The organism is Pseudomonas furukawaii, from assembly GCF_002355475.1.
Classification (GTDB): domain Bacteria; phylum Pseudomonadota; class Gammaproteobacteria; order Pseudomonadales; family Pseudomonadaceae; genus Metapseudomonas; species Metapseudomonas furukawaii.
Genome location: NZ_AP014862.1, coordinates 5,386,241 through 5,398,989 on the forward strand (window position 1 = coordinate 5,386,241; position 12,749 = coordinate 5,398,989).

General features: G+C 69.2%; 15 protein-coding genes. 5 read left to right on the top strand and 10 right to left on the bottom strand.

Features of this window, described 5'->3' with window-relative positions; translation table 11 throughout:
* Window positions 1-26 precede the first annotated feature (26 nt).
* The 5 genes from KF707C_RS25030 to KF707C_RS25050 are packed head-to-tail and all read left to right on the top strand — an operon-like array spanning window position 27 to window position 5,908.
* On the top strand, window positions 27-1,385 hold the full coding sequence (locus KF707C_RS25030; RefSeq protein ID WP_003451966.1) for a hypothetical protein: 1,359 nt from the start codon (window positions 27-29) through the stop codon (window positions 1,383-1,385).
* A gap of 39 nt (window positions 1,386-1,424) precedes the next feature.
* Window positions 1,425-3,653 carry an Ig-like domain-containing protein gene (locus KF707C_RS25035; RefSeq protein WP_003451965.1) on the top strand — a complete coding sequence of 743 codons (2,229 nt, stop codon included), beginning with the start codon at window positions 1,425-1,427 and terminating at the stop codon, window positions 3,651-3,653.
* A gap of 9 nt (window positions 3,654-3,662) precedes the next feature.
* Entirely contained in the window at window positions 3,663-4,130 is a 468-nt protein-coding gene (locus KF707C_RS25040; protein ID WP_003451964.1) for a Minor curlin subunit CsgB, read from the top strand.
* 56 nt (window positions 4,131-4,186) lie between these two features.
* On the top strand, window positions 4,187-5,566 hold the full coding sequence (locus KF707C_RS25045; protein WP_003451962.1) for a hypothetical protein: 1,380 nt from the start codon (window positions 4,187-4,189) through the stop codon (window positions 5,564-5,566).
* 42 nt (window positions 5,567-5,608) lie between these two features.
* The gene (locus KF707C_RS25050; RefSeq protein ID WP_003451959.1) at window positions 5,609-5,908 is read left to right on the top strand and encodes a hypothetical protein; all 300 of its coding nucleotides are present in this window, start codon (window positions 5,609-5,611) and stop codon (window positions 5,906-5,908) included.
* A gap of 456 nt (window positions 5,909-6,364) precedes the next feature.
* Here KF707C_RS25050 and KF707C_RS25055 read toward each other — a convergent pair whose 3' ends face one another.
* Genes KF707C_RS25055 through KF707C_RS25100 form a run of 10 tightly spaced genes read right to left on the bottom strand, consistent with a single transcriptional unit; the run spans window position 6,365 to window position 12,748 of the window.
* The gene (locus KF707C_RS25055) at window positions 6,365-7,216 is read right to left on the bottom strand and encodes a CsgG/HfaB family protein (RefSeq protein ID WP_003451957.1); all 852 of its coding nucleotides are present in this window, start codon (window positions 7,214-7,216) and stop codon (window positions 6,365-6,367) included.
* Window positions 7,217-7,234: 18 nt separating this feature from the next.
* Window positions 7,235-7,639 (bottom strand): curli assembly protein CsgF, encoded by a 405-nt coding sequence (locus KF707C_RS25060; protein WP_003451954.1) that lies wholly within the window; start codon window positions 7,637-7,639, stop codon window positions 7,235-7,237.
* Window positions 7,636-8,028 carry a curli production assembly/transport protein CsgE gene (csgE, locus tag KF707C_RS25065; protein WP_003451951.1) on the bottom strand — a complete coding sequence of 131 codons (393 nt, stop codon included), beginning with the start codon at window positions 8,026-8,028 and terminating at the stop codon, window positions 7,636-7,638. The genes KF707C_RS25060 and csgE overlap by 4 nt, the downstream gene beginning before the upstream one ends.
* A complete protein-coding gene (locus tag KF707C_RS25070) occupies window positions 8,025-8,513 on the bottom strand; it encodes a type II secretion system protein (protein ID WP_003451950.1) in 489 nt (162 codons plus the stop codon). Before KF707C_RS25070 ends, csgE begins: the two co-directional genes overlap by 4 nt.
* On the bottom strand, window positions 8,500-8,871 hold the full coding sequence (locus KF707C_RS25075; protein WP_003451948.1) for a type II secretion system protein: 372 nt from the start codon (window positions 8,869-8,871) through the stop codon (window positions 8,500-8,502). Before KF707C_RS25075 ends, KF707C_RS25070 begins: the two co-directional genes overlap by 14 nt.
* Before the next feature lie 2 nt (window positions 8,872-8,873).
* The gene (locus KF707C_RS25080) at window positions 8,874-9,344 is read right to left on the bottom strand and encodes a type II secretion system protein (RefSeq protein WP_003451946.1); all 471 of its coding nucleotides are present in this window, start codon (window positions 9,342-9,344) and stop codon (window positions 8,874-8,876) included.
* A gap of 3 nt (window positions 9,345-9,347) precedes the next feature.
* On the bottom strand, window positions 9,348-11,168 hold the full coding sequence (locus KF707C_RS25085; RefSeq protein WP_003451944.1) for a type II secretion system protein GspD: 1,821 nt from the start codon (window positions 11,166-11,168) through the stop codon (window positions 9,348-9,350).
* Entirely contained in the window at window positions 11,165-11,668 is a 504-nt protein-coding gene (locus KF707C_RS25090) for a hypothetical protein (RefSeq protein ID WP_003451942.1), read from the bottom strand. The genes KF707C_RS25085 and KF707C_RS25090 overlap by 4 nt, the downstream gene beginning before the upstream one ends.
* Window positions 11,669-11,670: 2 nt before the next feature.
* Entirely contained in the window at window positions 11,671-12,216 is a 546-nt protein-coding gene (locus tag KF707C_RS25095; RefSeq protein WP_003451940.1) for a GspMb/PilO family protein, read from the bottom strand.
* On the bottom strand, window positions 12,203-12,748 hold the full coding sequence (locus KF707C_RS25100; RefSeq protein ID WP_003451938.1) for a PilN domain-containing protein: 546 nt from the start codon (window positions 12,746-12,748) through the stop codon (window positions 12,203-12,205). The genes KF707C_RS25095 and KF707C_RS25100 overlap by 14 nt, the downstream gene beginning before the upstream one ends.
* Window position 12,749: the final 1 nt, after the last annotated feature.

A 12,749-nucleotide genomic window follows, 5' to 3' on the forward strand; every position in this document is an offset into this window, starting at 1 on the left:
CGCCCACATTGCAAGAGGACATGCTCATGCAACGCACGATTTCCAAGGCCACCACGCTTCTCCTGGCCATCACCGCCAGCCACGCCCAGGCCGCACTGTTCGACGTCGACCCCGGCCCCTACGACCCCGCCATCGGTTCCTTCGCCGCCTGGTACCAGGACACCCACGGGCGCACCCTGGACCTCTGCCTGTCGAAGACCCAGAGCTCGCGGGTTCCGGGCACACCAGGGGCGCCCAGCTACATGTGCTCGCTGCTGCCGGAACCCGGTGTCTACGACGACACCCAACCCCTGGTATTCCCCACCAACTTCCCGCCGGAAGCCTTCTGGTTCACCGCCGACGCCGCCATAGTCGACGCCAACAGCGGCATCGACCTCAGCTACGGCGCGGCACTGGAAGCGGCCTTCGCGGTGGAGAACCCGGCCGAGGGCGACCAGGTCAGCTTCGCCCGCATCCGCATCCGGGTGGATGTTCCCAGCGTCGGCACCTACACCGTGACCCACCCCTACGGCGTGGAAGTGTTCGAGGTCACCGCCGACGACTTCGGCACCGATGGCGGCCGCGCCATCAACATGACCCGCGACATCGGCATCGGCGCGCCGAAGACCTACACAGGCGCCCTCACCGGCGACATCGGCCCCTTCCTGCGCAGCGTCAACGGCCCTTACGTCGAGGTGAACCCGGAGAGCGGCGCGGAGGAACGCTTCATCGGCGACCCCAACCTGGAAGAACCGGTGACCGGCAGCCCCTTCGCCACCAACTTCGTGCGCATCCAGGGCCCGGGCGGCATCGACCTGCAGACCAACCTGTTCGCCATCTCCGGCAAGCTCTCGAACCTGGTCCGCCCGACCCCGGTGATCGTCCAGCGCGCCACCTACTCCCGCAGCACCGGTGAAGAGGGCGCCAGCAGCCAGCAGGACGTCTTCGCCATGGCCCCGCCGCCCCCCGGCACCGCCGAGTACGCGGACACCGCCGGGGCCACGGTGCCCATGACCGAAGCCAACACCACCGGCAACTGGTACGGCCAGTCCACCGCCAGTCCCAGCCTGCCGGCCAGCGTGGAGATCACCGCCGACAACAGCGCCGCCATCCCGGAAAGCACCCCCACCACCCTGGCCTCGCCGCTGGTGGACCTGGTGCGGATCGAGCGCGCGGAATACAGCCTGTCCTCCGGCCAGCTGACCCTGGTGGCCAGCAGCAGCGATGAGGTGTCGCCCCCCGCCCTCAGCGCCACCGCCAGCAGCGGGGCCGCGATCGGCAGCCTCACCGGCGACGGCGCGACCAAGACCCTCACCACCGGTATCACGCCCTACCCGCCGGCCAGCGTCATCGTGACCTCGGCCCATGGCGGCAGCGATACCGAAGAAGTGGTCATCCTTCCCTAAGCGAACCCGGAGCCAAGCGCTATAGCGCCAGGAGGCAACATGAACACGTGGTCCCGCCTGTTCCTCTCAACCCTGGGTCTCGCCATCGGTGGTATCGGCCTGGCCCAGGCCGAACTCAAGGCCGTGCACCCCGGCCCCTACACGGCCGCGACCGGCCACTATCCCCAGTGGTACCAGGACCATGACGACCTGGCCCTGGAGCTCTGCCAGTCCAAGGCCGTCAGCTCCCGCGTCGGCGGCTATATGTGCACCCTGATCCCGGAGCCCGGGGTGTTCGATGACACCCAGCCGATGATCTTCCCCAACAACTGGCCCAGCGAGCTGTTCTGGTTCATCGCCGAGACCAGCATTCCCGATGCCGGCAACGGCTATGAGCTGGAGGTCTACACCGCCGCCATCGAGGCCGCCTTCGGCGGTGACGCACCGGTCAACGGCGACCAGGTCAGCTTCGCCCGCATCCGCATCCGCGCCAGCATTCCCGTGCCCGGCACCTACACCGTGACCCACCCCTACGGCGTGGAGGTCTTCAACGTCACCGCCGCCGATATCGCCGCGCGGGGTGGCCGCCGCGCCATCAACATGACCCGCGACATCGGCATCGGCGCCCCCGGCGTCTACACCGGCGCCCTGACCGGCGATGTCGGGCCCTTCCTCACCCGCGTGGGAGGCCCGGTCCAGGAGACCAACCCGGAAACCGGCGAAGTGGAAACCTTCGTCGGTGACCCCAACATCGCCGAGCCGGTCACCGGCAGCCCCAGCGGAAACAACTTCGTGCGCATCGAAGGGCCGGCGGGAACCATCGAGAACAACCTGTTCCTGGTCTCCGGCAAGGTCTTCGATTCCCGCGCCGCCACGCCGGTGGCGATCGAGCGCGCCAGCTACCGCCGCACCAGCGAAGGCACCCGCCTGGAAGTGTTCGCCAATGGCCCGGCCGATGCCGAGCTCTGCTACCGGGAGACCCTGGAACTGGTGGAAGGCGGCACCGACCCGGCCTGCCTCCAGGAGATGGTCAACGACGGCAACGGCTACTTCTTCGCCCACAACCCCGCGCCGGCGGTGATCCCGCCCTTCGTGGTGGTGACCGCCACCGACCCCACCGGGACCACCCGGACCACCTCGCTGTCCCGCGATGTCACCGACCTGGTCAAGATCAGCACCGCCCGCTACTCCTGGGCCGATCGCTCGCTGACCATCGAGGCCAGCTCCAGCGACGAGGTGCAGGTCCCCGACCTCGCCGCCCAGGGCTTCGGCCGCCTGACCAAGGCCGGCACCCTGCAGACCCTGCGGGTGACCGACCTGTCCCAGCCGCCAGCCGTGGTCACGGTGAAGTCCGCTGCGGGCGGTGCCGACACCGAGCCGGTGGTCGTGGTGGGCAGCGCGCCGACACCGACGCCCAACACGCCGCCGGTGGCCGGGGACGATGGCGCCAGCACCAGCTTCGGCGTCCCGGTGACCATCGCCGTACTGGCCAACGACACGGACGCCGACGGCGACCTGCCGCTGACCATCGGCGGGCTCACCCAGCCGGACGCCGGGCTGGGCACCGTCGCCCTGAACGGCAGCACCAGCGTGGTCTACACCCCGCCGCCGGTGGTCAACACCCCGCTGACCGCCACCTTCACCTACCGTGCCGTGGATGCACGGGGCGAAGCCTCGGCGCCGGCCACGGTCACCGTCAGCGTCAGCCCGAACCAGCCGCCAGTGGGCGTGGCCGATACCGGCGCCACCCTGGGCGTACCGCTGACCCTGAACGTGCTGGCCAATGACAGCGATCCGGAAGGGAACGTGCCGCTCAGCGTGGTCAACCTGACCCAGCCGGCCGCCGGCCAGGGCAGCGTGAGCACCGACGGCACCAGCGTCACCTACACGCCGCCGGCCAACGTCACCAACAGCTTCACCGCCAGCTTCACCTACCAGGTCCAGGACGCCTTCGGCGCCCGCTCCGGCCCGGTCGGCGTCAGCGTCCAGGTGTCGCCGCAACCGGCCGCGGAAACCTTCACCGTGGGCACCGCCGAGTTCGTCCTGCGCTCCAACAACCGCGTCACCTGGAGCCTGGACGGCCAATCCTCGGTCACCACCGGCAACAGCGTGAGGGTGCAGGTCACCACCACCACCGGCCTGGTGGACATCGGCACCACGACGGTGCTGGGTAGCGGACGCTGGCGGTTCTCGGCCACCACCACCGGCCTGGTGCCCAGCGCCAACCCGACCGCCACCATCACCACCTCCCAGGGCACGGTCCGCACCGTTCCCCTGAGCACCCGCTAGGAGGCCGAGGTGAACGCCGCCGTCCTGCCTCGCACCGCGCTGCTCCTGGCCCTCGGGCTGGCCGGCGGTGCGCCGCAGGCGGCGGACCTGATGGACAACCACGACCTGGCCGGCGGCAACCCGGACCTCACGCCCAGCAGCGCGCCCCTGGCCACCGAGGCCCTGGTGCGCCAACTGGGGGATGGGAACCTGGCGCTGCTGAGCCAGAACGGGCAATCACTGCTGGGACGGATCGTCCAGGAGGGCAGCGACCAGGAGGCCTACATCCTCCAGGCTGGCGCGGACAACCTGGCCTTCATCACCCAGCAAGGCCAGGGCAACCAGGCCTACATCTCCCAGAACGGGGCGAACAACCGGGCCGACATCACCCAGGTTGGCGCCTACAACAGCGCTTCGATCGTGCAGTCCGGGGAGGGACTGAACAGCAGTATCAACCAGTACGGAAACGGCCTGAACGTGCAGGTGATCCAGCACTGAAGGCACGGACAAACCCTGAACGAATCTGTGGGGGACCATCCCCAGGAGGCTTCAACATGTTCCAGTACAAACCGCTTGCCGCTGCCGTCCTGACCCTGATCGCCGTCCAGGCGTTCGCCGACGACAGCACCTCGACCCAGGTCCAGAACGGCCTGGAGAACGTCGGCGAGGTCCTGCAGAGCGACGCCTCGATGAGCAGCGTCGTCCAGGACCAGCAAGGCGAGTACAACAACGCCTTCGCCGATCAGTCCGGCGGCACCGGCACCATCACCCAGACCCAGAACGGCGACTACAACGCCTCCACCGGCGTCCAGGCCTCCGTGACCGAAAGCCAGATCACCCACGACCAGACCGGCAGCTGGAACCAGGCCCATAGCGAGCAGTGGTTCAGCCAGAACAGCGGCGCCAACGTCACCCAGAACGGCGACGAGAACGAGGCCTTCAGCTACCAGGACACCGAGGTCGCCAGCGTCATCACCATCAACCAGATGGACCAGCAGAATCGCGCCGACGCCGAACAGCTGTTCGGCACCGGCAACAGCACGGAGATCAGCCAGGGCGGGACCGGCAACCAGGCCGGCACCTGGCAGATGGACCAGTCCGGCAGCCGCATCGGCATCCAGCAATCGGGCACCTTCAACGAGACCTATGTCGACCAGAGCGGCGTCGGCAGCGACAACCAGGTGGACGTCTTCCAGGGCGGGGACACCAGCTACATCGAGGTCTGGCAGTCCGAGCAGGAAGGCGGCCGGGTCACCGTGAACCAGGACGGCGCCCTCAACGAGCTCGTGGTGGACCAGAGTTTCGGCAGCAACAACACGGCCAGCATGCTCCAGGAAGGCGACACCAACGCCGCCTGGGCCGACCAGTTCGAATCCACCAACTCCGTGAGCACGGTCAACCAGGTGGGCAATTCCAACCTCAGCCTGACCTACCAGTCCGGCGACGCACTGGACCTGACCGTCAACCAGACTGGCGACGGCAACACCGTCTTCGCCAGCAACTGGCAAGGCGACCAGGCAGGCGGCCAGTTCGGCACCGACCAGGTCGCGGTGCTGGACCAGAACGGCAGCGGCAACACCGCCAACTTCACCCAGGAAGGCAACTACAACGAGCTGTACTTCGAGCAGGTCGGCAATGACAACAGCCTGGTGGTCGCCCAGCGTGATGGTGGCAACCTCGCCGAGGGCACCAGCGAAGGCGACGGCAACAGCGTCGAGGTCGACCAGTCCGGCAGCGACAACCTGAGCCAGACCTTCCAGAGCAGCGGCGGCGGCAACTTCGCCAGCGTCACCCAGGCGGACATGAACAACATGGCGCTGGTCAACCAGGCAGGCTTCGACAACATCGCCACCGTCACCCAGAGCGGACTCAACATGACCGCCACCCTGAACCAGACCGGCACCGGCAACTCCGCCACCGTCACCCAGCAATGACCCCCGCAACCGCCGCCCATGCCGGGCGGCGGTCCCCTCCCCATGCTCCTCGCCGCCCTGCTGGCCAGCGCCAGCCTCCAGCTCAGCTCCCAAGGCCCCGGCCAGGCCAGCCTGCGCCTGTGCTTCGACCGCCCCGACGCACCGATCCGCTACGAACTCCTGGTCACCACCCAAGGTCCCGCCGGCCGCAGCCGCAGCCGCCACCAGGGCACCGCCGACCGTCCCTGCCCCGTGCGGAACGACCTCCGCTTGCCCGCCTCCACCCAAGTGGACGCGAGGCTGGTCTGGTGGCTGGACGGTGTGGAACAGGCGCCGGTGGAAAGGCGCGTGATCATCGAGTGATGCCCTGCGAACGTTGATCAGCGGGCTCCGGCGGCAGCCCTCACCCCAGCCCTCTCCCGAAGGGAGAGGGGGCTGTCCGCACGGGGGCTGGGCCTCGCGTTCTTCTTACCGCTGGGAGAGAAGGGAGAGCGGGTTATCCACACAAGAGCTGGGCCTCGCGTCACCCCTCTCCCACCGGGAGAGGGGCCGGGGGTGAGGGAAGCCGGGCCGGCACTCGGACCTCATCGGGCTCATTCGATCGACGCCTGGGCCCCCAGGTATTTCTTCAGCGAAGTCTGGTCCACCGGCTCGCCACCGGACACCTGCCACAGGCGAGCTCAACCCCTAGGGCGGACTACTACTCCCGAAGGGAGAGGGGGTTATCCACACAAGGGCTGGGCCTCGCGTCACCCCTCTCCCACTGGGAGAGGGGCCGGGGGTGAGGGAAGCCGGGCCGACACTCGGACCTCATCGGGCTCATTCGATCGACGCCTGGGCCCCCAGGTATTTCTTCAGCGAGGTCTGGTCCACCGGCTCGCCACCGGACACCTGCCACAGGCGCCGCTCAACCCCCTGGGCGATCAGGTGGGCCACGGCGGCCTCGATGGCGGAGAGGACGCAGAGCTGCGCCGGTTCGTTGGTGGTGTAGCCCGCCTCGGCCTCCAGCAGCTCCTTGAACTCGATGAACTTGAACACGCTGGCGCTCTTGCCCACGGAGTAGATGGTCTTGGTGGTCATCACATTGGCCAGCACCATGCCGCTGCGCACATCCACCGCCCGCAGGTTCACCGAGACCTGGTCCACCCGGTATTCGTGGGACGCGCCGATGCCCAGGTAACGGGCCCCTTCGCCGCCGCTGCGCACGTTGGTGTCGTAGGCGATGATGCCGCCCTCCAGCAGCAGGTTGGCGGCCTGCAGGGGCGGCAGCTGGGACTGGATATTGGCCGGGGTGTTGGGCTTGTTCTGCGAGGCGCGGATGATCTTGCGCTCGGTGAGCACGTTCTGCAGGCCCTCGCGCTCCAGCACCATGAACCAGCCGCTGGCCTGCAGGGCGTCCACCAGCATGCTGCCGGCGCCCTGGGTCACGCTGGTGGAGAAGGAACTGGCCGGCGTCGGCTTGTACTGGCCGGTCTGGTCGCGGAAGCCGTACACCGCCGCCACCAGGCGCCCCTTGGGCCGGGGCAGGTTGAGCAGGTCGTAGTAAGTGGACGCCCGCGGCGTCAGGGTGGGGATCTCGCCTTCGGTCTCCGCCGGCATCGGCTCGCGTACGCCGCACCCCTGCAGGGAGGCCAGCATCGCAACCAGCATCAGCACTCTGTTCGGGCTCATGGCATCCACTCCTGGACCTCAGTTGGGCAGCAGGCCGTCGACTATGACCTCGGACACTTCGCCGGTGGCGCGGTCGGTGATCATGATGGTCAGCTGACCACCGTCGTCGATCATGTTGATGATGAAGGCGTCGGTGGTGAGGCTGCCGGTGTTGCCCTCCTCGATATTGGTCAGCAACTGCGACAGCAGGCGCGACTCCAGGGTGCTGGTGAAGCGTTGCAGCGCGCTTTGCCGGCTGGCGCTGGAGCCGCTGCCGCCATCGTCGTGGTCGTTCTGCGCCTGGGCGTTGTTCAGCAGCCAGGTGCCGTTCAGCGGGTTGCCGCCGAAGGACGGGTTGACCGGGGTGTAGACCAGCTCCGTGGCCGGGGCCGAAACGGACAGGCCGCACAGGAGGCAGTACCCGGCAAGGCGGTTCTTGTTCATAGCTCGTCCCTCTCCAGATCGTGGGTGTCTTGCAGGAGGCGCTGCAGCTTCTGCTGGGCGATGGCCTCCAGCACCAGGTCCGCCGCCGCGTAGGCGGTGGGTTTCAGTTCGGATGTGTTGGGCGGCAGGAACTGGCGGTAGAGCAGGCGCTGCTCGTACTCCACCCAGACCAGGCTGCCCCAGCGGGCGTCGGGGCGCTCGCGGACCACCAGGTTGAAATCCAGCTTGCTGGTGTCCCGCAGGCGTTCGCTGAAGGCGCGGTAGAACTCGTGGCCGATGTGGGACACCGTGTGGTCAACGATGAACCCCATGATCTCCTCCTCCTCGGCCCGCGCCGCGCCGGACAGGCATGCGATCAGCAGCAGCGTCAGGGCGAGGCGCCGGGTCATGGCGTGGTCCTCCCCGGCGTGCCCTCCATGAAGGCCTTCTCGGCGACGAAGCGCCAGTCGGCGTAGCTGCGCAGGCCCTCGAACTCCACCCACTCGGCGGGGAAGCGCGCCTGTTTCAGCGGCGCCTGCCGCGAGGGGCTGTAGACCCCGGCGATGCGGCCGTCGAAGGCCCGTACCAGGCCCCAGTCGGTGCGGCCGGTGATGGGGTCGGGGTAGAGCCGGCGCAGGTGCTGGCGGGGCGAGGGGAAGCGGTTGTCCTCCAGCAGGTCCTCGAGGCTGGCCGGGTACTGGGCGACGCCGGGGGAGGCGCGGTAGTAGCTGCGCAGGGCCTGGGCGTACTGGTTGCCGACCCAGAGCAGGTCGCGCTCCCGGGCCCGCTGGCTGGTGGTGGACCAGAGCTGGCCGGCGCCGGCCAGTGCCATCCCCATCAGCATGACGAGGAAGAGCACGCCGAGGTAGGTAAAGCCCCGCTCACCAGTCCGCATAGAGGCTCCCGTCCCGCGCCCGTCCGGGGGCGCCACTCTTCACGTCGAACACGGTGCCGGGCGCGCCGTCCGGCGGTGGCAGCACCTGCCAGAGGTCGCTGCGCTCGGTCATGGGGTCCACCGGCAGGGCCCGCAGGTAGCGCCGGGCCACCAGTTCTTCGAGGGAATCGGGGTAGCGGCCGGTGTCGCCGTAGTACTGGTCCAGGGACTCGCGCATCACCGCCAGGCTGTTGCGCAGGGTGGTCTCCCTGGAGTGTTCAAAGCTGGAGAAATAGCGTGGCACGGCGATGGTCATGAGGGTGGCGATGATGGCCATGACCACCAGCAGTTCAATGAGCGTGAAGCCTCTCTGGCGCATCTTCACCACTCCCGGTAGGGCGTGCCGTCGAGGCCATTGCCCCGGGCCTGGGAATGGACGTCGAAGACGTCGCTGCCGGGGCGCGGGTCGTTGGCCGGGCTGCCGTAGGCGCGCAGGCCCCAGGTTTCCGCCGGTTCCAGGCGGGCGTCGGCGAAGGGGTCGCGGGGGATGCGGCGGAGGAAGTAGAGGCGCTCGCCCTTGGCGCTGCGCACGTCACGCACGCCGTCCACCAGCACCTGCAGCGACGCCGGGTAGCCGGAGCCGGCGGCGGACTTCTCGATGTGCCCGGCATCGGCGGCCAGCTTGTAGGCGTCGATGGCATCGCGGATCTGGTACAGGGCGGCCTTGAGTTCCTGCTCCTTGCCCCGGCGGATGACGGTTTCCGCCAGCGGCGCGGCCATGCTCGCCAGCAGGCCGAGGATGGCCATGGCGATCACCAGCTCGATCAGCGAGAAGGCGGCCTGGCGCTGCATGGCTCAGGGCCTCCCGCCGAGGGGGTCGGGGCTGGCCACCACCGCCGGGGCATCGGGCAGGGTCACGCCCAGGGCTTCCACCGGGGTGCGCACCGTCGGCACCCGCATGCTGCTCTCGGTGCCGGAGGGGAACTCCATGTCGTAGGGGCTCTGATAGGGCAGGTTGCGGACGATGCGGGGGGTGATGGACAGCACCAGCTCGGACTTGCCGATGGTGTCCTTGTTGCTGCCGAACAGCCGGCCCAGGCCGGGAATGTCGCCGAGGCCGGGGATCTTGTTGCCGGCGTTGGCCTGGTCGTTGCGCACCAGGCCGGCCAGCACCTGGGTCTCGCCATCACGCAGGCGCAGGGTGGTCTGGGCGTTGCGGGTGTCCACCTGGACCGGGATGGTGCCCTGCTGGGTGGGCGCCAGCGGCGTGGCGTTGCTCACCTCCAGGGCGATCTTGATGGCCACCTCGTTGTTCAGGTGGACGGTGGGCTGCACCTCCAGCTTCAGGCCCACGTCCAGGTAGGTGATGCTCTCGGTGATCACAGGGCCCTGGGTCGAGGGCACCGAGGTGGCGCTGACCACCGGCACCCGCTGGCCGATATGCACCCGCGCCTGCTCGCGGTTGCTGACGCGGATCACCGGGCTGGCCAGGGTGTTCACGTCGTTGTCCTGGGCGTTGATCTTCAGCTGCGGCGACGGCGAGATGCTGATGCGGTCGGAGCTGATGCCCTTGAGCTGGTCGAGGATGCTCACCGGCTGGCCGGCGTCGTTGAGCACGCCGAAGGTGTTGGGCCATTGCAGGCCGAGGTCGAGGATGCGCTGGCGGGACACTTCCATCACCTCCACTTCCAGCACCACCTCGGGGTTGGACTGGTCCTGGGCCTGGAACAGCTTCTCGGCCATGCGCACCGCGTCGGGCGTATCGCGCATGGTCAGGGTGTTGAGGCGCTCGTCGATGAACACGTCGCGGGTCTTGAGCAGGGTCTTGACCAGGTTCATCGCGGTCGCCGCGTCGGTGTTGGTGAGGTAGAAGGTGCGCATCACCAGGTCCTGGTAGTCCTTCAGCTTCTGCGGCGAGTCCGGGTAGATGACGATGGTGTTGTCGTTCACCACCCGCTGGTGCAGCTGGTTCTGCTGCAGCAGGAGCCCCACGGCGTCCTCGATGGGCACCTCGCGGACGAAGATGGTGGCCTTCAGGTCCGGGCGCACATCCTTGTCGAAGATGAAGTTGAGGCCCGAGGTCTGCGCCAGCACCTCGAAGATCACCTTGAGGTTGGCATCGCGGAATTCCAGGGTCACCGGCCGGTCCAGGCGCGAGCGCAGCTGCGGGTAGGGCACGGCGGCGCGGGCCTGGACCATTTCGATGCTGCGCTGCAGTTCCCGCGCGCCTTCGTGCTGCGGGTCGAGGGCGAAGATGCCGCGCGCCTGCCGCGAGGCGCCGACGACATCGCCCCGGCGCAGGTCGGTCTGGCCCTGGCGCAGCATGTCCTGGATGTTGCGCTGCTGCTCGATCAGGTGCAGGCCGTCGAGGGCGCGCTGGTTGTGCGCCTCGATGCGCAGTACCCGCTGATAGCCCAGGTTGGCGGTGGCGAAATCACGCTGGCTGCGGGCGAGATCGGCGTTGCTCAGCAGGGCCTTCACCGCCCGTTCGCGCTGGGTGGTCAGGGCCATCTGCGCGCCGACGTCACGAGGGGCGTCGCGGGCGGCCTGTTCGAGCTTGGCCAGGCCCTCCTCGAACTGGCCGGCGTCGATCAGGTCCAGCCCCTCGCGCTGGGCCAGGTTGGTGGCGCAACCGGCCAGCAGCACCAGGGCGAGACACGCGGCCAAGCGGTTCATTTCGACCTCCCGACCGTCAGCGTCTGGGCCTTGTCCAGGGGCAGGTAGACCAGGGTCATGCGCTCGGGCTCGATGCGCCGGACCTGGTAGGTATCGCCGATCAGGTCGCCCTCGCGCACCACCAGCACCTCCTCGCCGCGCAACAGGAAGACCTGCTGCTGAAGCCGGTCGTCCATGCGCCCGATGAACCGGAAAGGCAGCGGCGGGGCCGTGGGCTTCGGCGCCGGGGGCGGCGCCTGGTCGGCCACCGGCGGGGGCGGCGGCGGGGCCACGAACCAGCTCTGGGACGCGAACAGGTCGGCGGCGGGCACCAGGGCCGGGGGGGCTTCCGGGGATTCGCCGGCCGCCGGCGCCGAAGGCGCGTCGAGGCGCGGGGCGGCGGCCGGGGCCTGGCTGTGGGGCATGGCCCGGGGTTCGGCGCGCTCGCCGAGGAATTCGGGAACCACCGCCAGGGCGGCGGCCGAGCCGAGGAATGCCAACCAGAACAGACGGCGTGCCATGGTCACCTCGCCAGATACAGGGTCATGCGGATGCGCCCCTCGAGTTGCGAGTCGGCGATCTGCTTGCGTTGCAGGTCCACCTCTTCCAGGGCCATGGCCGGCAGTTGCGCCTGCAGGCCATGGAGGAAGCGGCGCAGCTGCGGGTAGCTGCCCCGTACCGGCAGCAGCACCTGGTAGCGCGCCAGGCGGGTCTTGGGGTCCAGGCCCAGGGCGTATTCGGCCCGCGCCAGGGTGATGCCCTCCTGCTGGGCCAGGGTGTAGAGCCGGTCGAAGGCACCGGTGGCGTCGAGCTGGGCCGGCAGGCTGCGGCGCAGCTCGTCCAGTTGCCCCGAAGACACGGGGCCGGCGGTGCGGCCGGGGGTCACGGCGGCGGCCAGTTGGGCACGGTCCGCCGCCAGCCGGCGCTCGCTCGCGGTCAGGTCCTGGCGGCCAGGCAACAGGCCCAGCAGCAGGTGCCCGAGGGCCAGGGCCAGCAGGATCGCGCCGGCCAGGCCCGGCCAGCCGAGGCGGCGGGCCTGTTCGAGGAGGACCAGCCTAGGGACGCGCATCCTGCACCTCCCAGGTGGCCACCAGGTTGAAGCGGATGGGCTGTTCGGCCTGTTCGGCCTGGGTTTCGTGGTTGAGCAGGGACACGTCGCGGAGGGCGTCGCTGGCTTCCAGCTCGCGGTGGAAGGCCAGCATGGCGGCCAGGTCGCGGGCCTCGGCGGTGATGCGCAGCTGGCCCTTGCGGGCGTCCGGGGTCAGGGCCAGCAGGGCGATGTCCTTGCGCGGCTGGGCTTCCAGGGTGGCGAACAGGCCGTCCCAGGGCAGGTTCATCTGGGCGGTGATGCGACGCAGCTCGACCTGGCTCGCGGCCCGCAGCTTCTCGTCGGCGGCCGACAGCGGCGCCTGGCGCAGGCCACGGGCCTGGAGGCGCTGCTCCACCCGGTCGAGATCGGCGCGGACCTCCGCCAGTCGCCGGTCCAGGTCCAGCTGCATCACCACGCCGGCGGCCACCAGTGCCAGGCCGGCCAGCAGCAGGCCCCAGCCGGGGCGGCTGGCGATGGGGTTGTGCTGGAAGTCGAGGTCGAGGGCGCGCATC

Excerpts from the sequence above, each read along its gene's own strand:
- KF707C_RS25045 (WP_003451962.1), top strand. The coding sequence starts at position 4,187 with ATGTTCCAGTACAAACCGCTTGCCGCTGCCGTCCTGACCCTGATCGCC.
- KF707C_RS25055 (WP_003451957.1), bottom strand. The coding sequence starts at position 7,216 with ATGAGCCCGAACAGAGTGCTGATGCTGGTTGCGATGCTGGCCTCCCTG.
- KF707C_RS25050 (WP_003451959.1), top strand. The coding sequence starts at position 5,609 with ATGCTCCTCGCCGCCCTGCTGGCCAGCGCCAGCCTCCAGCTCAGCTCC.
- KF707C_RS25095 (WP_003451940.1), bottom strand. The coding sequence starts at position 12,216 with ATGCGCGTCCCTAGGCTGGTCCTCCTCGAACAGGCCCGCCGCCTCGGC.
- KF707C_RS25085 (WP_003451944.1), bottom strand. The coding sequence starts at position 11,168 with ATGAACCGCTTGGCCGCGTGTCTCGCCCTGGTGCTGCTGGCCGGTTGC.
- KF707C_RS25100 (WP_003451938.1), bottom strand. The coding sequence starts at position 12,748 with ATGCGCGCCCTCGACCTCGACTTCCAGCACAACCCCATCGCCAGCCGC.
- KF707C_RS25090 (WP_003451942.1), bottom strand. The coding sequence starts at position 11,668 with ATGGCACGCCGTCTGTTCTGGTTGGCATTCCTCGGCTCGGCCGCCGCC.
- KF707C_RS25030 (WP_003451966.1), top strand. The coding sequence starts at position 27 with ATGCAACGCACGATTTCCAAGGCCACCACGCTTCTCCTGGCCATCACC.
- KF707C_RS25035 (WP_003451965.1), top strand. The coding sequence starts at position 1,425 with ATGAACACGTGGTCCCGCCTGTTCCTCTCAACCCTGGGTCTCGCCATC.
- KF707C_RS25060 (WP_003451954.1), bottom strand. The coding sequence starts at position 7,639 with ATGAACAAGAACCGCCTTGCCGGGTACTGCCTCCTGTGCGGCCTGTCC.
- KF707C_RS25075 (WP_003451948.1), bottom strand. The coding sequence starts at position 8,871 with ATGCGCCAGAGAGGCTTCACGCTCATTGAACTGCTGGTGGTCATGGCC.
- KF707C_RS25080 (WP_003451946.1), bottom strand. The coding sequence starts at position 9,344 with ATGCAGCGCCAGGCCGCCTTCTCGCTGATCGAGCTGGTGATCGCCATG.
- KF707C_RS25070 (WP_003451950.1), bottom strand. The coding sequence starts at position 8,513 with ATGCGGACTGGTGAGCGGGGCTTTACCTACCTCGGCGTGCTCTTCCTC.
- csgE (WP_003451951.1), bottom strand. The coding sequence starts at position 8,028 with ATGACCCGGCGCCTCGCCCTGACGCTGCTGCTGATCGCATGCCTGTCC.